22 protein-coding genes, 1 tRNA gene and 2 pseudogenes are annotated in these 19,872 nt (G+C 33.9%); 14 read left to right on the forward strand and 11 right to left on the reverse strand.

The window, feature by feature from the left end; translation table 11 throughout:
* Positions 1-94: 94 nt before the first annotated feature.
* A complete protein-coding gene (locus JR312_RS00940) occupies positions 95-268 on the forward strand; it encodes a hypothetical protein (protein ID WP_179943622.1) in 174 nt (57 codons plus the stop codon).
* Between the two features lie 141 nt (positions 269-409).
* On the opposite strand, the gene JR312_RS00945 is transcribed toward JR312_RS00940, so the two are convergent.
* Positions 410-482 (reverse strand) — tRNA-Thr (locus JR312_RS00945).
* A 19-nt stretch (positions 483-501) separates the two neighbouring features.
* Between JR312_RS00945 and JR312_RS00950 the strand changes: the two genes are divergently transcribed.
* The 3 genes from JR312_RS00950 to pdxH are packed head-to-tail and all read left to right on the forward strand — an operon-like array spanning position 502 to position 2,165.
* Positions 502-723 carry a hypothetical protein gene (locus JR312_RS00950; RefSeq protein WP_264330807.1) on the forward strand — a complete coding sequence of 74 codons (222 nt, stop codon included), beginning with the start codon at positions 502-504 and terminating at the stop codon, positions 721-723.
* Between the two features lie 17 nt (positions 724-740).
* Positions 741-1,556 carry a bifunctional DNA-formamidopyrimidine glycosylase/DNA-(apurinic or apyrimidinic site) lyase gene (mutM, locus tag JR312_RS00955; protein WP_416647488.1) on the forward strand — a complete coding sequence of 272 codons (816 nt, stop codon included), beginning with the start codon at positions 741-743 and terminating at the stop codon, positions 1,554-1,556.
* Between the two features lie 15 nt (positions 1,557-1,571).
* Positions 1,572-2,165 carry a pyridoxamine 5'-phosphate oxidase gene (gene pdxH / locus JR312_RS00960; protein WP_006014087.1) on the forward strand — a complete coding sequence of 198 codons (594 nt, stop codon included), beginning with the start codon at positions 1,572-1,574 and terminating at the stop codon, positions 2,163-2,165.
* Positions 2,166-2,278: 113 nt separating this feature from the next.
* On the opposite strand, the gene JR312_RS00965 is transcribed toward pdxH, so the two are convergent.
* The 4 genes from JR312_RS00965 to trmD form a co-directional block, all read right to left on the reverse strand.
* A complete protein-coding gene (locus JR312_RS00965) occupies positions 2,279-3,076 on the reverse strand; it encodes a phosphoribosylformylglycinamidine synthase subunit PurQ (RefSeq protein WP_416647489.1) in 798 nt (265 codons plus the stop codon).
* Positions 3,073-4,323 carry a PstA family ABC transporter permease gene (locus JR312_RS00970; protein ID WP_264330701.1) on the reverse strand — a complete coding sequence of 417 codons (1,251 nt, stop codon included), beginning with the start codon at positions 4,321-4,323 and terminating at the stop codon, positions 3,073-3,075. Before JR312_RS00970 ends, JR312_RS00965 begins: the two co-directional genes overlap by 4 nt.
* A 253-nt stretch (positions 4,324-4,576) precedes the next feature.
* A complete protein-coding gene (rplS, locus tag JR312_RS00975; protein ID WP_006014069.1) occupies positions 4,577-4,954 on the reverse strand; it encodes a 50S ribosomal protein L19 in 378 nt (125 codons plus the stop codon).
* Entirely contained in the window at positions 4,951-5,649 is a 699-nt protein-coding gene (trmD, locus tag JR312_RS00980; protein WP_416647490.1) for a tRNA (guanosine(37)-N1)-methyltransferase TrmD, read from the reverse strand. The genes rplS and trmD overlap by 4 nt, the downstream gene beginning before the upstream one ends.
* A 74-nt stretch (positions 5,650-5,723) precedes the next feature.
* Here trmD and purC point away from each other — a divergent pair, with 74 nt between their 5' ends.
* Positions 5,724-6,446 carry a phosphoribosylaminoimidazolesuccinocarboxamide synthase gene (gene purC / locus JR312_RS00985; protein ID WP_416647491.1) on the forward strand — a complete coding sequence of 241 codons (723 nt, stop codon included), beginning with the start codon at positions 5,724-5,726 and terminating at the stop codon, positions 6,444-6,446.
* On the opposite strand, the gene purM is transcribed toward purC, so the two are convergent.
* Entirely contained in the window at positions 6,443-7,480 is a 1,038-nt protein-coding gene (gene purM, locus JR312_RS00990; RefSeq protein ID WP_416647492.1) for a phosphoribosylformylglycinamidine cyclo-ligase, read from the reverse strand. The genes purC and purM overlap by 4 nt on opposite strands.
* A 137-nt stretch (positions 7,481-7,617) precedes the next feature.
* Here purM and JR312_RS00995 point away from each other — a divergent pair, with 137 nt between their 5' ends.
* From JR312_RS00995 to virB9, 3 genes are all read left to right on the forward strand, one after another.
* A complete protein-coding gene (locus tag JR312_RS00995) occupies positions 7,618-7,893 on the forward strand; it encodes a hypothetical protein (RefSeq protein WP_264330698.1) in 276 nt (91 codons plus the stop codon).
* A 14-nt stretch (positions 7,894-7,907) separates the two neighbouring features.
* A complete protein-coding gene (locus tag JR312_RS01000; RefSeq protein WP_264331008.1) occupies positions 7,908-8,243 on the forward strand; it encodes a histidine phosphotransferase family protein in 336 nt (111 codons plus the stop codon).
* 534 nt (positions 8,244-8,777) lie between these two features.
* Positions 8,778-9,563, forward strand: coding sequence for a P-type conjugative transfer protein VirB9 (gene virB9 / locus JR312_RS01005; protein ID WP_006014058.1), 786 nt, complete (start codon positions 8,778-8,780; stop codon positions 9,561-9,563).
* 7 nt (positions 9,564-9,570) lie between these two features.
* Here the strand turns inward: virB9 and JR312_RS01010 are convergent, their stop codons facing one another.
* Both JR312_RS01010 and mraY read right to left on the reverse strand, forming a co-directional pair.
* Positions 9,571-10,164, reverse strand: a complete 594-nt coding sequence (locus tag JR312_RS01010; protein ID WP_006014056.1) for a ribonuclease HII — start codon at positions 10,162-10,164, stop codon at positions 9,571-9,573.
* A gap of 5 nt (positions 10,165-10,169) precedes the next feature.
* Positions 10,170-11,150, reverse strand: coding sequence for a phospho-N-acetylmuramoyl-pentapeptide-transferase (gene mraY, locus JR312_RS01015; RefSeq protein WP_264330696.1), 981 nt, complete (start codon positions 11,148-11,150; stop codon positions 10,170-10,172).
* 155 nt (positions 11,151-11,305) lie between these two features.
* Between mraY and JR312_RS01020 the strand changes: the two genes are divergently transcribed.
* The 4 genes and pseudogenes from JR312_RS01020 to JR312_RS01035 all read left to right on the forward strand — a co-directional run.
* The gene (locus JR312_RS01020) at positions 11,306-12,145 is read left to right on the forward strand and encodes a hypothetical protein (protein ID WP_264330695.1); all 840 of its coding nucleotides are present in this window, start codon (positions 11,306-11,308) and stop codon (positions 12,143-12,145) included.
* Positions 12,146-12,213: 68 nt separating this feature from the next.
* On the forward strand, positions 12,214-12,756 hold the full coding sequence (locus JR312_RS01025) for a DNA-3-methyladenine glycosylase (protein WP_416647510.1): 543 nt from the start codon (positions 12,214-12,216) through the stop codon (positions 12,754-12,756).
* 16 nt (positions 12,757-12,772) lie between these two features.
* Positions 12,773-14,005 carry an IS256 family transposase gene (locus JR312_RS01030; protein WP_416647493.1) on the forward strand — a complete coding sequence of 411 codons (1,233 nt, stop codon included), beginning with the start codon at positions 12,773-12,775 and terminating at the stop codon, positions 14,003-14,005.
* 33 nt (positions 14,006-14,038) lie between these two features.
* Positions 14,039-14,122, forward strand: a pseudogene (locus JR312_RS01035) (DNA-3-methyladenine glycosylase); the annotation flags it as partial.
* Between the two features lie 586 nt (positions 14,123-14,708).
* On the opposite strand, the gene JR312_RS01040 reads toward JR312_RS01035, so the two are convergent.
* The gene (locus JR312_RS01040) at positions 14,709-15,728 is read right to left on the reverse strand and encodes an Mrp/NBP35 family ATP-binding protein (RefSeq protein ID WP_264330683.1); all 1,020 of its coding nucleotides are present in this window, start codon (positions 15,726-15,728) and stop codon (positions 14,709-14,711) included.
* A gap of 79 nt (positions 15,729-15,807) precedes the next feature.
* Here JR312_RS01040 and JR312_RS01045 point away from each other — a divergent pair, with 79 nt between their 5' ends.
* Positions 15,808-16,671 (forward strand): WD_0033/WD_0034 family tandem repeat-containing protein, encoded by an 864-nt coding sequence (locus JR312_RS01045; RefSeq protein ID WP_416647494.1) that lies wholly within the window; start codon positions 15,808-15,810, stop codon positions 16,669-16,671.
* A gap of 79 nt (positions 16,672-16,750) precedes the next feature.
* Here the strand turns inward: JR312_RS01045 and JR312_RS01050 are convergent.
* Positions 16,751-17,132 (reverse strand): annotated as a pseudogene (locus tag JR312_RS01050) (IS4-like element ISWosp8 family transposase); the annotation flags it as partial.
* Positions 17,133-17,642: 510 nt separating this feature from the next.
* Between JR312_RS01050 and JR312_RS01055 the strand changes: the two are divergent.
* Positions 17,643-18,395 (forward strand): ankyrin repeat domain-containing protein, encoded by a 753-nt coding sequence (locus JR312_RS01055; RefSeq protein WP_319606752.1) that lies wholly within the window; start codon positions 17,643-17,645, stop codon positions 18,393-18,395.
* Positions 18,396-18,497: 102 nt separating this feature from the next.
* Here the strand turns inward: JR312_RS01055 and tyrS are convergent, their stop codons facing one another.
* Positions 18,498-19,760: a tyrosine--tRNA ligase gene (tyrS, locus tag JR312_RS01060; RefSeq protein ID WP_341813228.1), complete on the reverse strand. Its 1,263-nt coding sequence runs from the start codon at positions 19,758-19,760 to the stop codon at positions 18,498-18,500.
* Positions 19,761-19,872: the final 112 nt, after the last annotated feature.

The following is a 19,872-nucleotide window of genomic DNA, read 5'->3' on the forward strand; positions in this document are numbered from 1 at the left end:
AATACCATAATGGAACTTTATCATCCATTTTAGAAAATACTATAGTTGGGCTAAGTTCTTATCAGATAAATTTTTTAATAACTTTTTGAGTGATATGGAAAATAGGCCTGATGATTGTAAGCAGTGTTGTTATGAAAATATTTGTGGTGGGGGAAGTTATGGTAACAGGTTTAACCCTGCCAACGTAAGTTTTAATAATCCTTCAGTATATTGTGAGGGATTTTTGGCAAAGGATTATACAATTTCTTTTAATGCATGGATTTTCTAAAGAAAAATTACGGCAGGTATTATTGAATAGTGATACTGAAAAAGCAGCTTAATGGTAGTGTATAAAAGGTATTTACTAGACATTTTTCTATAATCTAATTAGCATCTAGAGGGTTGACTTTATGAATATCGTCCTCTAAACTGCCGTTACCAAGGTTCGAACTTGGGACCTCGTCATTACCAATGACGTACTCTACCACCTGAGCTACAACGGCAAGTTCACGTATTATGATAATGAATAACATAAAAAAAAATAAGGAAAAAGAAGAAGAGAGAAAAAGATTGGCAAAAGCTTTAAAGCAAAATATTCTAAAAAGAAAAAAACAGCAACAGAGTAGACAAAGCAGACCCCTTTCAAAATTTGTTTGTGGTGAGGAATTTTTAGGAGAAAGCGCCGCAGAATACCCAAACATATTTGAGGAAGCTTTAACGACAAAATTACCATCAGAAACTTAAGTTTTTAAGGAGGTATCATGCCAGAGCTGCCAGAAGTGGAAGTCATCTCTAACTTCTTATTTGATAAAATCAAAAATAAGAAAATAAGCAATGTGACAGTCAATAATTGTAATTTGCGTGTACCAATAACAAAAAATATTGATGATTTGCTAAAGGGCAAAGTTATAAATGATATCAAGCGTAGAGGTAAATATATAATCTCGAATATAGATGCTAGTATGGCTGTAATCATACACCTCGGCATGAGCGGAAAGCTTATATATGCTGAAGACAATCAAGCACAGAACAAACATGATCATGTGATATTCTTATTTTCTGACAACACTTCACTAATCTTTAATGACCCAAGAAGGTTTGGATTAGTGATTGTTTTAAACAGAGAGCAAGAACTAAATTTTTTTAATAACCTAGGAATAGAACCCCTCACAGATGAATTTGACGGACATTATTTACAGAAGTTGCTAAAGAACAGAAAAGCAAATATCAAATCAGTATTAATGAATAATAGGCTAATAGTTGGCGTAGGTAACATATATGCTTCTGAGAGCTTATTTAGAGCTCGCATATCACCACTTAGGCTAGCGCAAGATTTAACATATATAGAGTGCGAAAAACTTGCTATCGAAATAAAAAATACTCTGAGTGATGCAATTGCTGCTGGTGGTTCAACACTGAAAGATTATGCACAACCATCTGGATCTGCTGGATACTTTCAAAATAACTTTTACGTATATGGTAAAGTGCAAAAACCTTGCAGAATCTGCAACAATATCATAACACTTATACGACAAAATGGTCGTAGCACTTATTTTTGCAATGCATGTCAGAATTAAATTTTATTTTTGCATATGACACTCTTACCTGAAAAAGATCCTTTTGATTTGTTTTCAAAGTGGTATCAAGAAGTACTTAATTTTCCGTGTAAAGAGTCAACTGCAATGACGCTAGCAACGTGTAGCAAAGACTGCATTCCATCTGCAAGAGTGGTATTACTAAAGGAATATAGTAAGGAAGGTTTTGTGTTCTTTACTAACGTAAACAGTAGAAAAGGAAAAGAATTGACTGAGAACCCCAAAGCTGCACTCGTATTTCATTGGACAGAATTTTCTAGACAAGTACGAATTGAAGGAGAAGTTAGGCTTCTAAGCGGCAAAAAGGCTGACGAATATTTCTCTTCTCGAGCACGCGATAGTCAAATTAGCGCGTGGTGCTCAAAACAATCAAGAGTTCTGAAAAATTGGCAAGATTTTGAGCAGGCTATAGAATTGAAAGAGAAAGAATTTCACAATACACAAGTTTCTCGTCCTGACTTTTGGGTGGGATTTTGCGTAATCCCAAAGGTAATTGAATTTTGGCAAGAAGGTGAATATAGGAGACACACTAGATTTAGATATACTCTTGTTGAGAAAAGCAATTGGAAAGTGGAACAATTATATCCCTAACGTTAGAGAAAGCTACTCTGCAGATCAAAGATAAGGATTTATTGTCATAACAGGACCTGATCAAGTAACTTTTTATGGTTTAAAAACTTGTTGTATGTAACGTATTGTAATACTTACGCAAAATATTTTAGTGCATTCTCAAATATGAGCATTCCATCACCATATTTTGGCATAGCCACTCCTGAACGTTTACATTTTTCTTTTTCAAGAGGCCAGTTGTCCTGCTGAGTAAAAAATATTCCTCTCTCTGGGTGAGGCATTAAAGCTAGTACTCTTCCACTTTTATCTGATAAAGCTGCCAGGTCGTATATAGATCCGTTTGGATTGTAAGGAAATTGTAAATTTGCATAGTCACCATTTTCATCAACGTAACGCAGTGCAACGGAATTATCTTCAATCAATTGATTCAAAGTATCTTGATCCATAAAAAATTTGCCTTCCCCATGAGCAATAGGGAGATATAGTTCACTCAGGCCCCGTAGCCAAACAGAATTACTCTGCGGATTAACTCTCACTCTAATCCAACGACATTGGTAATTACCTATATCATTAGAGGTTAAAGCTAGATTAGAGAATTCTGGAACTAACTTTACTAATATCTGGCAACCATTACATATCCCTATAATAAGCTTATCCTGAGATAAGAAATTTTGAAATTCGTCTAACAAGTTGTTTTTTATACGCAAAGCAAATGCATTGCCAGCACCAGTGTCATCACCGTAAGAAAAACCTCCTGGAATTGCAAGTATATTACTTGATTTTAGTTCATCTGAATTACTTATAACTTCATTAATGTGAACGATTTTTACTTCAATATTATTAATACCAAGCTTTCTGCTGCATTCCATAAATGCAAATGCAGTTTCTTTTTCACAATTCAAGCCATAACCAGATAAAACAATAATTTTCATGAATCAAAAAACTCAAACTTTCTTTTTACAAAATTTGCTATTAAATTCAAAGCAAATAGCATTAACAATAAAGCTATAATTGCAATGGCAGCAAGCTCAATAAATGCAATTTCAGGACTACTTGACCATATGTATATTTGTACAGGTAAAACAGTTGCCGGATCGAAGAAGGATGTAGGTGTATCAGCAATAAATGCTACCATGCCTATCATAAGTAAAGGGGAAGATTCGCCTAAAATCCTTGCAATTGCAAGCACTGCACCATGTATTATCCGTGGCAATGCAATCGGTAAAGAGTGATCCAATATCACCTTGATGTGAGGTGCACCTAGCGCAAACGCTGCATCTTTTATTGCAATAGGAACGTTTGTAAAGGCATTTTTTGTTGCAATAATAATATTAGGCAGCATCATAAATGAAAGAGTCATCCCGCCAACAAGCGGTGAAGAACGGGGTAACCCAAATATGCCCAAGTAGAGAGTCAGTCCTACCACACCAAATATTATTGAAGGCACTGCAGCAAGGTTATTCATGCTAATTTCTACAATACTGGTTATTAGCCTATTTCTAGGCATAAATTCATAAAGACAGATACCTGACATAATTCCTATTGGCAATGCCAACGCTAAGCATACTATAATTGTCATTAATGAACCGATAAATGCCCCTAAAATCCCTGCATTCTCAGGTTCACGAGAGTCAGATTTAAGGAATAAAGACTTATTAAAAAATTTTTTCACTCTCCCCTTTTCTTTTAGCCAATCAAGTAATTTAGCATAACGATCATTCAAATGTTTATCTTTATTTATTGAATTAATTATACTTGACGCGGTAAACCAGATCTCATATTCACCACTATTTTTTACTCTCTTACGAAAAAATTTCTCTAGTTCTTTGTAAGAATTACGACTTAAAATTTCGTCACCGTCTTTAAAATCAGTTCCTTCAAACACCTTACGTAAAGAATTGTTGAGTAAGCCAATGGACTTATATCGTAAATCACCAGGATTATTAGTTAAAATAAGATCAGCATTTATTTCAACTGGCAATAAAATTTTCGTTACTGTTAAAGCACTGTAAGAGTTAACTAATATACTCAACAATATACACACAGGACAGCCAAGTGAGATAACTAGTGCCGTGAAAGAACAAAAGCGTAACGCTCTGTTCTTTTTATTTTTTCTTTTTACACGAGCATGTACGCGCTTAGATTGAAGTAACTTAAGAAAGTTTTTCTTTATACTCATTTACTTTTCTTTACATGAGGATTTGAAAAAACTTTCCCCTTTTTCCAGTGCTTGACACTGAGATCTAGCAGGCTTTGCCTGCAAATAATTTTTATATTTTCCATGAAAGCACAAACCAAAAGGAGAATCTGGATCCCAGTGTCAAACACTGGGATGACACCACAGCGGGAGGCAAAGTACAGTTGTGCGTCACACATTGGGATAATAAGAGAGGGTTTTGAGATGATACAATTGACATCACTCCCTATTGTATCTACTTAGATTTTTTTTTAACATAAGTAGTACGTTCTTTGATCCTTGCAGCTTTCCCAAATAGCTTGCACAGATAATATAATTTTGCTCTACGGACCTTTCCCTTTCTCATCACTTGTACTGAAATTAATGCAGGAGAGTAAACAAAAAATTGTGATACTATACTTTCTCCATGACTTACCTTTCTAACTGAAAAAGAAGAGTGTAATCCACGATTTCTTTTTGATATACATACGCCCTCAAATATCTGTATACGCTCACCCGTACTATCAACTACCTTAAAAGTGACCTTCAAATCATCGCCAGGACAAAAAACCGGCATCTCTTTGGCTAATCTTTGTATTTGTTGTTCGTTAAATTTTTCAAGCAAGTTTGTCATTTATCATCTCCATTCAACAATTCAGGTCGACGTTCCTTTGTTCTAACGTATGACTGTTCCCTTCTCCAATCACTTATTTTTCTGTGATTGCCAGACAACAGAACCTCAGGAACTTTGTACCTACTCCACTGCTCAGGCCTAGTATATTGAGGATATTCAAGCATACCACCACTATAACTAAAACTTTCTTCAGCAACGCTATCGAAATTATTTACTACACCTGGAAGAAGCCTAATACATGCATCAAGAACCACCATCGCAGCTGGCTCACCTCCCGAAAGTATATAATCTCCAATACTTAACTCATAAGGAGTATACACATCAACTACTCTTTGGTCAACACCTTCAAATCGACCACACAATATTGTTACATGAGGAATTTCTGTTAACTCCTTTGCAATTCTCTGATTAAATTTTGTACCAGATGGAGTCATATAAATAAATCTAGTATTTTTATGAGCAGAAAGCACATTATCAACTGCATTACCAATCACATCTGGGCGCATAACCATCCCTGCTCCACCTCCATATGGAACATCATCCACAGTTGAATGTTTATCTTTAGCAAAAGAACGAATATTTACTATTTCAAGATTCCATATTTTTTTTTCCAACGCTCTTCCAGCAAGAGAATAGTTCAAAAATCCGGGGAACATTTCTGGAAATATGGTTAATATTGTAACATTGAACGCCATTAAGGTTTATTTTAAGTTATTTGGGGCTATACTCTAAGAACAGTAAATTGATATGATACATAGTTAAATTAAATATGCCACTGAATAAAACTATATACGAAGGTAAAGCCAAAGTCATTATTGAAACTGAAGACTCATCAACTGTTATACAGTACTTTAAAGATGATGTTACAGCATTCAATAAGGAAAAATATGAAATTATTGAGGGCAAAGGAATAATTAATAATCATGTTAGTGCTTTTATCATGGAAAAGCTTGAAGAAGCAGGAATTAGCACGCACTTTATAAAAGCTCTAAACGAAAGAGAACAGCTAGTCAAAAAGCTCAAGATAATACCTCTTGAGGTAGTGGTTAGAAATATTGCAGCTGGCAGCTTTTGCAAACGTTTTAATATCAAAGAAGGTGAGGCACTTACATCTCCTATAATCGAGTTTTTTTACAAAAATGATGACCTAGCCGACCCAATGGTGAATGAAAATCACATACTATATTTTGGTTGGTTATCCCATAAAGAAATGGAAGAAGTTAAAACTACAACTTTAAAGATCAACAAAATCTTAGTCGACCTATTTTCAAATGCAAATATATATTTAGTTGATCTCAAGTTAGAATTTGGCAAATTGATAAACAACAGCACTAAAATCATTTTAGCCGATGAAATCAGCCCTGATAATTGTAGGCTATGGGATAAAAATACTCATAAAAAGCTAGACAAAGATGTTTTCCGTTTAAATCTAGGAAACTTAAAGGAAGCATACTCAGAAGTTGCAAAAAGACTGTCGGTAAAGTTAGACTAACTAAATACTACTCTATCAAGTGGAGGCTGACATGCTTCATCAAGTTTTCCAATAATCTCAATTTTTTCTCCACGCTTTTGGAAATGGCTTTCCACATCCTTCATATTATCGGGATCTACAATCAGTACTATACCTATGCCGCAATTAAATGTTTTTAACATTTCTCTCTTTTCTATTTTGCCTTCTTCTTTCAGCCATAAAAATATATCTGGCCATTTCCAAGAATTAATATTTATGTCTACAAATAAATTTCCTGAGAGAATTCTTGGAATATTGTCTATTAACCCGCCACCTGTTATATGCGCAACGCCTTTTACCTTTGGCATAATAGGCAACAAAGAATCAACATATATCTTTGTTGGCTTCAGTAATATTTCACCCCAAGATTTATTATTCCATGGAGATATATCATTATAATTTATACCTAAGCTTTTAAAAATATGGCGCACCAAAGAAAATCCATTTGAGTGAATTCCATTTGATTCTAAACCAACTACACAGTCACCTGCTTTCATTATACTACAGTTTGGAAGAATTTGCTTTCGATCAACAACACCAACCACAAACCCTGCAAGGTCATAGTGATTGTTACCATACATTCCAGGCATTTCTGCAGTTTCTCCACCAACTAATGCTATTTTAGATTCCTTGCACCCTTCTGCAATGCCCTGGATTACAGACAATAAAACGTTTTTGTTTAAAACGCCTGTTGCAAAGTAATCAAGAAAAAATAAAGGTGTTGCTCCTTGTGCAAGTAAATCATTTACACACATTGCAACTAAGTCTATACCTATAGTATCATGCTTATTCACCTCTTGAGCTATTAATAGTTTTGTGCCCACTCCATCAGTTGAGGAAACAAGTACTGGATGGTCGTATTTCTTACTCAGCGAAGAAAAGTCAAACAATGCGGAAAATGATCCTACTTCACTAATTACTTCTTCTCCTTTAGTCTTTTCAATAATAGGTTTAACTTTTTTTATTAGTTCATTATATAGTTTAAGGTCTATTCCAGATTTAGCATAAGTACTCATAGCGCCTTCATAAATCTTATAATTATTAATACTACATTAATGCTTTGACACAAAAAGCGCAACGAAACTTTCTCTTAAATTGACTACTACGTGCCTACCAATATAGGGTTAACTTAAATCATTTATACTTTTATCCAATGAATAAAAACATAATGTTAATAACAGAATGCCTATCAGGACGAATTCTTCATGATTTTGCTAGTTCTATGCAAGGAATAGTGGGTGGATTGGAAGAGCTTGAAGAAAACAATTCTAATATGCTAAAAGAAATAACATCACTACTTGAAGAAAGCTCTAATGATTTAATATATAAATATAAAGTTATGAAGCAAGCGTATTCTCGTTCATCAGATAATAGCAGCTTTGATAAGACTAAATCCAATATAGAAAATTATTTATTAAAAAAAAAGTAAAGCTTAAGTGGAAGATAAGTGAATGCCCTACAGAAGACTTAATTGAAAGAATAAATAAGATAATCTCCAATATGGTGATAACTATAGTCAGTGCAGTGGCACAAATTGAATTAGTGTCTATTTTGCTGGCTAAAACAGAAGATAAAACACTACTAACTATAAAAGTAGAAAATGAACATAGATCAATAAGCACATCATTAGTAAGCAAGTTAACAAAAAAAAATGATATTCCTTTGGACACAAAAAACATTAGTATCTATATGACTTCTTTACTGTTAGAGCATTATAACACTAAAATCAATTGTATTTGCGAAAGTAACTCGCTGAATATAGGCTTAACTATAACTTGAGATGGCTTCATATTTCATGAAAAGGACTCGATACTATAAATTTGAATCTTGGATAAGGAAAGAAAAAATTTTGTGGAGTAACCTAGACATGAAATCTGTAGTTAATTTGCAGGAAGTGTTAAATAAACCATACGCGTCAAGTTAAGGAAATATCGTGAAATATAGCAACATTTGAGATGGGCATTTTATTTGTTACATTTATTTTTTTAGGGAGTTCTTATCTAGAAGAAGATGATTTTTTCAGAAGAATCTATAAATTAATAACTTTATTACTTAATATATAAAATAGTTTTTTTCGTTTCCTTTCTTCCTTATACTACTTTTCCTTAACTTGACGCGTATGGTTTATTTAACACTCCCTAATTTACCTCACAACTCATTTTAACATATATGAAAATAATGTTTAAAGAATTTTTTCCTGCAGTAATGAATTATTATGAAGCTTGCATCTTCTGTCGCTTACTACTGGGATAGCTTGATAGTTGCAGTACATGTCTATCAATGATAAAATAAAGATCAGTTTATTTTGGTACTATGATTAGGGTACTCTTTGTTGCACTATTATTTTTTTGTGGTGGTTATGCACTTGCAAAACAGGAACCAAGACCAATAGCTGGTGATAACCACATAAAGGTAATGAATTATAATCCACAGGCTATACATAAGTACACGGGCTTTTATGGTTATCAATCCAGCATATTGTTTGAGCCAGGGGAGGTAATAGAGAGTCTTTCAATGGGTGATGCAACCGGTTGGCAACTCCTTCCTCAAGGTAATAGATTATTTATTAAGCCTATAGATGATATTGCCGATACTAATGCAACTATAATTACCAATAAAAGAGTTTATTATTTCGAATTTCATGCTGAAGAAGCAAACGGGCTAGATGATCCAAGGTTAGCATATGAAGTAAGGTTTCTTTATCCACTGTTCAACAGTGATGAAATTTATTCAACGAGTAACGGTGATATTCTAGAGCAAGCTAGTTATACCACTATCCCTGATATAAGTGATATTGAGGTTATAAAGAAAGGCTTGAATTTTAACTATTCCATCTCGCACGTTAAAGGCAGTCAATCAATAATACCAATTAAGGTTTTTGATGACGGAAAATTTACATATCTACAATTTAATAAAATAAACTCTGATTTCCCGGCAGTTTTTATGGTTGATTCTGCAGGATATGAGTCCTTGATAAATTTTCGTACAGTTGATGACTACCTGATAATTGAAAGAGTAAGCTCGGTATTTACCTTAAGAAACGGATCAAGTACAGTCTGCCTGTTTAATGAAAACATACCTTTCAAAAAAGGTAAGTGATTAAAGGCTATAGTATTCTTATAGGTGCAAAATTCTTTCTATGGTGCTTCGTAATTCCATGAAGGCCAATAGCGCTGAGGTGTTCTTTTGTTCCATATCCTTTATTTTTATACCAATTATATTGAGGATGTTTATTATGCAATTCTTCCATAAGCCGATCTCTTGTAACTTTTGCAACGATTGAAGCGGCTGCGATTGATATACTTAAGCTATCACCATTCACTATAGATTTTACTTGCCATTTTACTTCAGGTGGTTGATTACCATCAACTAACACATAATCTAGTTCTAAATCTAAATTTACCAGAGCACGTTTCATTGAAAGCTTTGTTGCTTGCAAGATATTGTATGAGTCTATCTCCTCTACACTTGCCATTCCTATACCAAATTTTGCAACAGACGTTATTTTTTCGTATAGAACTTGCCTACACTTAGGGGTTAGCTTTTTTGAGTCGTTTATTCCATCAATAACCGTATCTCTATCAGTAAATATTACAGCTGCAGATATCACTGGACCGGCAAGCGGACCTCTTCCAACTTCATCTACTCCTGCTATAATTCCTGATAATGTATTTTCTAATGTGAAATCTGGATATTTCATAGTTCCTATAATAAGAAAGTTAAAGCAAAAATCGAACAAACGAAAGAAATTATCCAAAATTTTATAACTATTGTATTTTCTGACCACCCTTTCTTTTCAAAGTGATGATGTATTGGTGTCATAAGGAAAATTCTTCTTCCTGCTCCATATCTAAATTTTGTATATTTAAAATATGATACCTGAATAATCACAGATAAAGTCTCTATTACAAAGATTATTCCAATAACGGCAAAAAGCATTTCTTTTTTAATTAGAACACTAGTGAGTCCTAAAGCTGCACCGATTGATAGGCTTCCAACATCACCCATAAATATTTTTGCTGGATGTGTGTTAAACCACAAGAAACTTAAAATAGCTCCTATAAATGCAATGCAGAAGAAAGTAATGTTTACATCTGTCCGAGTGATGTATGCAACTAGTCCCAAAAAAGCAAAGGAAGTAATGGCTTGAGTTGCAGCAAGGCCATCCAAACCATCTGTGAGATTCACAGCATTGGCAGAGCCAACAATAACAAATGCAGCAAACGGAAGATATAGATAGCCAAGGTCGATTGCTACTTCTCTAAATAGAGAAATTTTTGTAAAACCTTCAGCAGATTGTAGCTTAAGTATAAACATACAGACCAGAGTAACGACAAACTGAATAAGTATTTTGGTTTTTGCACTTAAACCTCGGTGGTGATTTGTTTTCAATTTTAAATAGTCATCAATAAATCCAAGTAGAGCAAAAAATAGGGTTATAAATACTAAAAATAAAATTTCTTGTGTTAATTGAGTCCAAAACAGGATTGGTAATAAAGCAGAAGTGAGTATTATTATTCCACCCATAGGTGGTATATTCTTTTTTGTTATTAAATGACTTTCTGGTCCATATGATCTGATTGGTTGTCCATCTTTACTTATCTTTTTTAGAAGTTTTATAAAATAGGGAAAGAGAATAAACCCAAAAATAAATGAGATAAAAAACGTCTTTTTAGCTAAGATCACTTGCCTATTCAAATTGACTAGGTATTATACCAAAAGCTTTACCTAACCTCAATTTATACCTTTTTAGCAGCTCATTTTATTTATGATAAATTAGTTGTTGATTAATTATGACAAAGTTTGCATACTAATATTTTGTTAATGGTAAGAGGTAATATATGTTAGGTTTAGGTTATGTTAAAAAGCTTTTTGGAACCATTTCAGCATTCTATAGTACTCATAATAAGTCTAAATCAGCATTAGACAAAAACAAGCGTGGATATATAAAATTAGACAGTGATGAAGAATGGGATAAATTCTTTGAGTTACAGAATGATCCAGACACTAATACTACGAACAAAGAGCCTTTTTCTCCGAAGAAAGGAGAATCTCACTATCATGGCAAAGAGATCATAGGTAAAATTGCTGACCAAATTAAAGCAGAGATATCTGAAGGTATGAAAAATCATACTATAGGGTCCATAATGATAAAAGAAGGCAAAAGGGAAGGTAATATTGTTTACCCCACCGTGAGAGTTGTGCTACATGCCAATAAAGAAGGAGTAGATATAGCTAAACTTCTAGGCGGTAGTATATGTAAAGAGTATGGTGTAAGAACAATTACATTTTGTCATCCTAATCAAGAAAAAAAGAGGGGGGCATGTTGCTATATTAATAATGATAGTGATAATGAGGAAAGAGTTTATGAAATAATTAGTGGGTTATATGAAATGACTTTAAAGTGGTATGTTGATGGAAGAGAATGCAAAATTAAAGTTAACATTGATGGTAAGAATGGTGTAACTCTACTTGAAGGCAACGGTGTTACTGCAGAGCAGTTGCGTGCAAATAAAGAAGTCAAAATAGTTAAGAGACGTGAGCCAAAATCTTTATATGAAGCGTTAGTACCGCAATTGCAACAAAAGAGCTCTGAATCAGTCAAGGTTTTACAGCAGCCTTCAACAGATGTAACAAATGTGACAACAACACCAACTTCTACTTCTCAGAGATGCTCTTGACTAAATAAATAAGAAAAAGCAAAAATAGTATAACTTGCTTACAAATGTAAGTAACTTGTACTTCTATGATGAATAACACAATATTACCAAGAAATTTCTATGAACGACCAACTTTAACCGTAGCTGGGGAGCTGCTAGGGAAGATGCTGAAATTTTCTAATTTTAGTGGAATAATAACTGAAGTTGAAGCGTATATAGGAATGGATGACCCAGCTTGTCATGCAGCAAGAGGCTATACTAATCGAACCTCAGTAATGTTTGGTACGCCAGGGTTTTCGTACGTATATTTTATATATGGAATGTACTATTGTCTAAATATTGTAACAGAAGCAGAAGGATTTCCAGCAGCAGTGTTAATACGAGGATTAAAGCTCACTGAACCGCTTGAAGCAAATTTAGGCGGGCCAGGCATACTGTGCAAAAAATTAAACATTACAAAAGAACATAATAAACAAGACCTTACTATAAGTCATGAATTTTGTCTCTATGAATATCACCTCAAACCAGATTATGTGTGCACTCCAAGAATCGGAATTAGTAAAGGCAAGGAGAAATTTGGGAACGTTCAAAAAAGTGTATCAAACCGAAAAAAAAGTAATAAATTGATATAAAAAATGGAGGTTTGATATGAGTCAAGCAAATAGAACTACTGGTTTGGTAGATTATAAAGAATTAGAAACAAATATCCTGTCATCTATACGAGAAGGAAGACCATTGACAGGAAGAGATGGAGCATTAACACCGTTTATAAAAAGGTTGCTAGAGGCAAGTCTGGAAGGTGAAATAGAAAGCCACATGTCAGCTGAAAGTGAAGAAAATAACCGAAGAAATGGGAGAAACGCAAAAACTTTACGCACGAGTGCAGGCTCATTTGAGCTGCTAACACCAAGAGATAGGGAGGGAAGCTTTGAACCGCAAATAGTCAAAAAAAGGCAAACAAGCCTACATCCAGAACTTGAAGCAAAGGTCTTAAGTACATACGCCAGTGGCATGGGATACAGAGACATAGCTTCACACGTTGAGGAAATATATGACCACAAAATATCAGCAGCAGAGATATCTAGTATTACTGATAAACTGCTTCCAGTAATCAATGAATGGCGCAGCCGCCCACTGCAATCAGTGTATCCAATAGTGTTTATGGATGGCATGTTCTTTAAGGTCAAGGAGGACGGACATTGTATAAGTAAATGCATGTATAATATATTGGGCATAAATCAAAATGGCAGAAAAGAAGTATTAGGTTTTTATTTGGCTGAAAGTGAGGGAGCTAACTTCTGGTTGGGAGTTCTAAATGACCTCAAAGAAAGAGGAGTAGAAGATATTCTAATTGCCTGCATTGATGGACTAAAAAGCTTTCCTACAGCTATAAATAGTGTATTTCCTAAAGCAGAAGTACAGCTATGTATAGTGCATCAGATAAGGAATTCACTGAAATATGTATCTAGCAAAGATGTAAAAGTTTTCATGAATGATTTAAAAAAAATATATCGTGCTTCAAGTAAAGAAATCGCTGAGAATTATTTGCTTGAGCTGGAAGAAAAATGGAGTGAAAAATATCCCTTAGTTACAAAATCGTGGCAAAACAATTGGGAAAATTTATCTAGTTATTTTAAGTATTCTGGGCCAGTTAGGAAGATGATTTACACCACCAATCCAATTGAGGGGTTGCATAGACAAATCAGGAAATTTACTAAAACTAAAGGTTCATTTACCAGTACAAATGCCTTGTACAAACAGGTATATTGTGCTATAAAAAAGGTAGAGCAAAAGTGGATTACTGCTTTGCCTAATTGGGCTTTAACTATGTCTCAACTTGATATCTTTTTTCCTGGTAGGTTAAAAATTGAGTTGAATTGAAAATGCGGTTTGACACACTTTTTTGAACGTTCCCAGAAATTTTGGCGATTTAAAAGTTGCGTTTTAGCAGAAATGCCTAAAATCACACTCAACAATAAATATAGATCTCCTGCATAAACTAGATAAAAAGGCAAATAGCCTTTTATGTTTACCAACAATAGACTTCTTGGATAACCTAAGGATATTTTTTGATCTTCTATGGGGGAGTTGAACATTCCCTTTTTATAAAACTTTTGCATACTCCTATTTAACTTTAATAGCTCTTTATCTTCCTGAAATCTGGATGTTTTATCAATGCATCTTCTATTCAGCTGTTAGCAAGAACTTTCACTTATTCTATAGCTTTGCGCTATATGGAAATATGTACGGTATTTACACAAATATTCGAGTGCTATTAATAAATATGCATTATTTATTTGGTTTTCCTCCTCTTGCCTTTTTCTTGGCCTCTTCCTCTATTAAAATTTCTATTATTTTTCCAATGTTTTTCCTTTTACTCCTCTTAGTCTTCGAAGCTTCTCTTCATCAAGTTTACTTACCTGCTCAAAATTTATACCTTCCCTAATATTGCTTCTACTACTTGTTTCCTAAGTTATCCAAGAAGTCTATTGTCTGTTCAGATACGAGGTAGCTGCTGCCATTTGAAATATTTTATTCACCTAAAATTACATTCTACCTATTTTAAAAGTAGTTTAAAAAAACTTTATAGACTGCATACAAAAGACCTAACATCTTTAGCAATGCCTTCATAAATCCTTACTAAATCCTCACTTAGCATTGAAGGGTCTCCACAATCAGAAGCACTACATATTTGCGGATCTAGAGGAACTCTGCCCAAGAGTTTGACTCCCAGCTCTTCAGACATTTTTTTTGCACCACCTTTTCCAAATATGTGTATTTTTGAATTATCTTGAACAAAATAGCTCATATTTTCCACAATGCCGATAATTGGCACGCTGAGCTTTGTGAGCATATCATAAATTTTTTGTGCATCGACTAAAGCAAGCTCCTGTGGAGTTGAAACTATTATTGCTCCAGTTAAACTAAAATTCTCCATCAGACTTAAATGTACATCGCCAGTGCCAGGAGGTGTATCAATGATTAAATATTCTATATCAGACCACCTTGTTCCCATTAGCAAATTGTAAAGTGCTTTTGTGATCATAGGTCCACGCCATATTGCTGCCCGGTCCTTATCAATAAAATAGCCAATTGAAATAGTATAGAGACCATGTTTCTCTATAGGCATTGCTTTACCACTCTGTATTTCTGGTTTTAATTTCTCAGTGCCCAACATTTTAGGAATCGAAGGACCATATATATCTGCATCAACTAGCGCAACTTTATGTTTTAATTCTGCTAACGAAAGAGCTAGATTTAGTGCAACTGTCGACTTACCCACACCTCCTTTACCAGAAGCAACGACAATTATATTTTTCACTCCTTCGATATGAAGTTTAGCTTTTTGTTGCCTAGCTTGTTTTTGACCAGTAGCAACTACAGTAACCTTCCCTACTCCCGGTATCGCCTTAACAGCTTGCTCACAATTTTTTCTTAATTCTTCATTTGGCTCAGTAACTTCAAGAGCAAAAGCAACATCTTTACCCTTAATAACAATTGAGGATACTACACCAACATTCTTACCACTTTTCTTCTCTATAACCTTTTTTAGGCTCTCTCTTACGATTTCCTCATTAACCTGTGTAAATTTTTTCCAGAACATATGATGAAATTTTTTCTATCGGTGTATACTAACATAGAATAATTAAACTGCACTGACTTTAAAGCGAGGTTACAAAAATATGCTAAATCATCAAAATTTAACACGAAAACAAAAAGGTTTGTATTTTCAGCTAAAAAGATCCATATGGAATGGAAGGAGCATCAGTAATATCTTGAAAGCAGCTTCAAGAAATGATTTACTAAAAGTTCTTATCACTGGATGTACTACACGATTTTCAACAGATGGAGTACGCACTTTAACACTGCTTAGCCTAGCCATACATGGAGACAATAATGAATGTGTTAATTCTATTTTAGAACAAGCTCAAAACAATGGTATACTACAAGATATTCTTACTACTGCAAATATTATAAACTATCAAAATGGTTTGATGTACACCTTAACATCGCTTGGCTTTGCCATACATCATAATAAGGGAAGGCATATTAATGTTATTTTAACAAAAGCCCAAGAAAATGGTATATTACAAGATATTCTTGCTTCTAGAAATATTGTACAGTATTTAAATATTATAGCGTATACTTTAACGCCATTTAGCTTTGCTATATATAAAGGCAATAACGAATGTATCAATTCTATTTTAATACGAGTTCAAAATAGTGATACACTGCGAAATATCCTTACTTCTAAAGATATTGTGCAGTTTCCAGGCGTGACGTATGTCATTAAACCACTTGCCTTTGCTATATATAAAGGTAATAATGAATGTGTCAATTCTATTTTAATACGAGCTCAAAATAGTACCATGCTACAAGATGCATTTACTGAAGTAAGTACTGTACTGTTTCCATATGGTAGATATACTTTGAATGCTTGTGAGCTAGCTATAGTTGTTAATGAGAACAATGCTAGTATTAGGACCGCATTAGATAATGTATCTATTTCTTCTAGGTATGTTAGAGAAAATAGCAAAGTTAATTAATTTCTTAAGTAACTCTTTCTTGCAAGTACTACTTTTTTATGTATTTGTTCAGGCAATGGCGTTAACTTAAGAGAATAAATTAGCAAGCTCTCCTAAAGGCATGATGGCGTTTAGGCTTATCTACTTTATTGAGGCTATACAATCTTCACGTTAACTTTAGTGCGTATTTTAAAAAGGGCTTGAAAGTTTTTTGGTGCTAATAAGCACCTGATAAAGTTTCTGTCTCATTACACCAAATAAAACTGAAAAATTTAAACGATACTCAGCAATTTGATCTGGGTTCCAAGGCTCTTGTGCATCACACATATGAAGTATTGCACATGACCAAGTTTGCACAAAACTCTTGTTTCTAAATTTATCCCAGAAAAATTCTCTAATTCTGCTTCTACTTTGAGTCGTTTATAGCACTCCTCTATGTGACACCTTAATAGATAAGCTTTACTGATATCTTCTTTATTGAAATAAAATAGAAACCAAAGGTCCTATTTTTTACAGTATTTTACTCCTTAACATCTTTCCTTAAGTTGACGCTATTGGGCTTTGTTGCATCGCTATCTACGATGGATAAAAGATAAAAATGTAGAATATCAATAGCTTGTTATTCTAGCATTTATAGTAAGGACAGTCAGTAAATATCTAAATTTAAGTAAAAGAAGTTTTACTATCATTCACTAATCTAGCTAGAATTCAAGAATTTCAATGCTTTAGCTATTTTAAGTAGAATTAAATTTACTAGTACAAACAATAAATTACTATTCTTAAATTTAATCAGATTGATTGCAAAAAATAAGATTTTCAATAAGCTGCTTGTATAGTTAGCCTTTCATAGATAGTGATGCAACAAAGCCCGCTGGAATCTAGTTCATATTATATATTTATCTGATAAGTTCCATGTATGTGTAATTTATTTAAATTGACTTCTTATCATATAATTAAATACATTATTGAAAATTAAAGGTAAGGTTATGGCAATGGAAATTTCAAATTGGCACGAATTATTGAGTTTAGTTAATGTTGACAAAGATTTAAGCAAAGATAACGTAATTGAAAAAATACAAAATGAGCTGAAAAGATATTCAAAGGAATATGAAGAGTGGGAAAAGTCTGGCTTTGATATAAATTATGTGTTTAAAGATGGTGAAAAAGCGACTCTTTTGCACTTGGTGGCTTCCTTTAACCTAGAAAATATAGCGAAGGCTCTCATGGAAAAAAGGGCAAATGTTAATGAAAAAGATGTAAAAGGAGATACTCCTTTACATAATACTACTTATCTTGATAGTATAAACATAGCAAACGCTCTCATAGAAAAAGGTGCAGATGTTAATGCAATAAATATATGGAGAAGGACTCCTTTACACTATGCTGCTTTATTTCGCAGTATGGCCATAATAGATGCTCTTGTAGAAAGAGGTGTCAATGTTAATGCAGTAGATATGTGGGGAGAGACTCCTTTATACTATCTTAATTGTCAAGCAATCAAGAAAGGGTGGATTGCCGGTGGAGTAACTGCATTATTAGGTACTGCTATATCTATAGCACTTTTTACAGCCGGAGCAATTACAGCTGAGTTAATACCTATAGTGATAGCAGTAGTTGCAATTACAGCAACAGCACTAATAGTTGGCAATGCTATATATAAATTGTCAAAGCCTGATACTCAAGTTGATAAACCAATCTCAGCAAATCGACAGCAAGAAACTGCTAGCGATAGTAGGGTTGCCTAGCGATTCTGCCACAGTGTCAGCTGCTTCAATGATATCCATTTGTTCCTATAATTGTCTTTTCTTGGCTACCTTATTTTGCTATTCTGCTGAACAGAGACAAATTTACTTTCTTACTTCACTCACTAAAATTTTAATATGGCGTTTCTTTCCTGCAGATAATTTTATAAATGGCTGACCTTTAAAGCTTTCAGATTTTATTGTATAGTTAACATCGTTTATAGTGTTATCATTAACTTTGCATCCATTGCCTTGTATTAAACGCTTTGCCGCACCTTTTGAAGGTTCAAAACCGGTGTCATACAGCAGGTCTATCAAGGGTATACCATTTGCAATTTGTTCTTTTGTAATAGTGTAACCAGAAAGCAATGAACTGTCTTCATTTTCAAAAGCAGAGATTGCAGCAGATCGTGCAAGTTCGGCTTCTTTGCAACCGTGACATATTTTCGTCACTTCTGTTGCCAAAACCTTTTTTGCTTCGTTTGTTTCTTGATCCTTCAAGGACTCTAGTTTTTTTATTTCATCAATTGATAAGTCGGTGAAAAGTCTCAAAAAACGGCCAACATCTCGATCATCAACATTGCGAAAATATTGCCAGTAGTCATAAGGATTTAGCATACTGCCATCAAGCCATATAGCTCCACTTTCAGTTTTGCCCATCTTTTTTCCTTGTGCATTTAGTAAAAGAGGCGTGGTAAGACCAAACAGCTCAGATAAATTCAACTTTTTGCCAAGTTCAATTCCATTTACTATATTTCCCCATTGGTCTGATCCTCCAATCTGGAGACGACAGCCATACTTTTTATTCAACTCGACAAAATCATAGGCTTGTAACAACATGTAGTTAAACTCGAGAAAGCTTAGATTTTGCTCCCTATCTAGCCTAATTTTCACACTATCAAAGCCTAACATGCGATTTACAGAAAAATGTGCACCTATATCACGCAAAAAATCTATGTATTTTATGTTATCTAGCCAATCTGCGTTATTTACTACCACTGCGCCAGTCTTTCCATCATCGAAAGATATCATTTTCTCGAGAGTTTTCTTTATAACTAGTATATTTTGTTTGATATCTTCTATCGGCAAGAAGCTTCTTGCTTTGTCTTTGCCAGAAGGGTCACCAATTTTTGTTGTACCACCTCCAAGTAGAACTATTGGTTTATAACCAAATTTTTGTAGGTGGCGGAGCATCATAATTTGAATGAGACTACCAATATGCAGACTTGGTGCAGTGCAATCAAACCCAATGTATGCAATTATATAATTATCTTGTGATAATAGCTGGTCTAACCCTTCAATGTTTGTACATTGATATAGGTATCCTCTTTCTTGAATGAAATTTAAAAACTCGGATTTATGTTTCATAATATGTTATTTTGTGTGTAAACGGTGTTGTTAACGATGGTGTCATTCCAGTGCTTGACGCTGGAATCCAGTTTATTATGAAATTTCATCAAAAATGTTGTATGGTGTGCTC

Origin of the sequence: Wolbachia endosymbiont of Nasonia giraulti (assembly GCF_048054155.1) — a bacterium.
Classification (GTDB): Bacteria; Pseudomonadota; Alphaproteobacteria; order Rickettsiales; family Anaplasmataceae; genus Wolbachia; species Wolbachia pipientis_C.

Coding starts and splice junctions, on each gene's coding strand:
- JR312_RS01025 (WP_416647510.1), top strand. CDS start 12,214: ATGAATAACACAATATTACCAAGAAATTTCTATGAACGACCAACTTTA.
- JR312_RS00950 (WP_264330807.1), top strand. CDS start 502: ATGAATAACATAAAAAAAAATAAGGAAAAAGAAGAAGAGAGAAAAAGA.
- JR312_RS00965 (WP_416647489.1), bottom strand. CDS start 3,076: ATGAAAATTATTGTTTTATCTGGTTATGGCTTGAATTGTGAAAAAGAA.
- purC (WP_416647491.1), top strand. CDS start 5,724: ATGCCACTGAATAAAACTATATACGAAGGTAAAGCCAAAGTCATTATT.
- JR312_RS01040 (WP_264330683.1), bottom strand. CDS start 15,728: ATGTTCTGGAAAAAATTTACACAGGTTAATGAGGAAATCGTAAGAGAG.
- purM (WP_416647492.1), bottom strand. CDS start 7,480: ATGAGTACTTATGCTAAATCTGGAATAGACCTTAAACTATATAATGAA.
- JR312_RS00940 (WP_179943622.1), top strand. CDS start 95: ATGGAAAATAGGCCTGATGATTGTAAGCAGTGTTGTTATGAAAATATT.
- rplS (WP_006014069.1), bottom strand. CDS start 4,954: ATGACAAACTTGCTTGAAAAATTTAACGAACAACAAATACAAAGATTA.
- JR312_RS00995 (WP_264330698.1), top strand. CDS start 7,618: ATGAATAAAAACATAATGTTAATAACAGAATGCCTATCAGGACGAATT.
- tyrS (WP_341813228.1), bottom strand. CDS start 19,760: ATGAAACATAAATCCGAGTTTTTAAATTTCATTCAAGAAAGAGGATAC.
- JR312_RS01055 (WP_319606752.1), top strand. CDS start 17,643: ATGGAAATTTCAAATTGGCACGAATTATTGAGTTTAGTTAATGTTGAC.
- JR312_RS01020 (WP_264330695.1), top strand. CDS start 11,306: ATGTTAGGTTTAGGTTATGTTAAAAAGCTTTTTGGAACCATTTCAGCA.
- JR312_RS01045 (WP_416647494.1), top strand. CDS start 15,808: ATGCTAAATCATCAAAATTTAACACGAAAACAAAAAGGTTTGTATTTT.
- JR312_RS01010 (WP_006014056.1), bottom strand. CDS start 10,164: ATGAAATATCCAGATTTCACATTAGAAAATACATTATCAGGAATTATA.
- trmD (WP_416647490.1), bottom strand. CDS start 5,649: ATGGCGTTCAATGTTACAATATTAACCATATTTCCAGAAATGTTCCCC.
- virB9 (WP_006014058.1), top strand. CDS start 8,778: ATGATTAGGGTACTCTTTGTTGCACTATTATTTTTTTGTGGTGGTTAT.
- mutM (WP_416647488.1), top strand. CDS start 741: ATGCCAGAGCTGCCAGAAGTGGAAGTCATCTCTAACTTCTTATTTGAT.
- JR312_RS00970 (WP_264330701.1), bottom strand. CDS start 4,323: ATGAGTATAAAGAAAAACTTTCTTAAGTTACTTCAATCTAAGCGCGTA.
- JR312_RS01030 (WP_416647493.1), top strand. CDS start 12,773: ATGAGTCAAGCAAATAGAACTACTGGTTTGGTAGATTATAAAGAATTA.
- pdxH (WP_006014087.1), top strand. CDS start 1,572: ATGACACTCTTACCTGAAAAAGATCCTTTTGATTTGTTTTCAAAGTGG.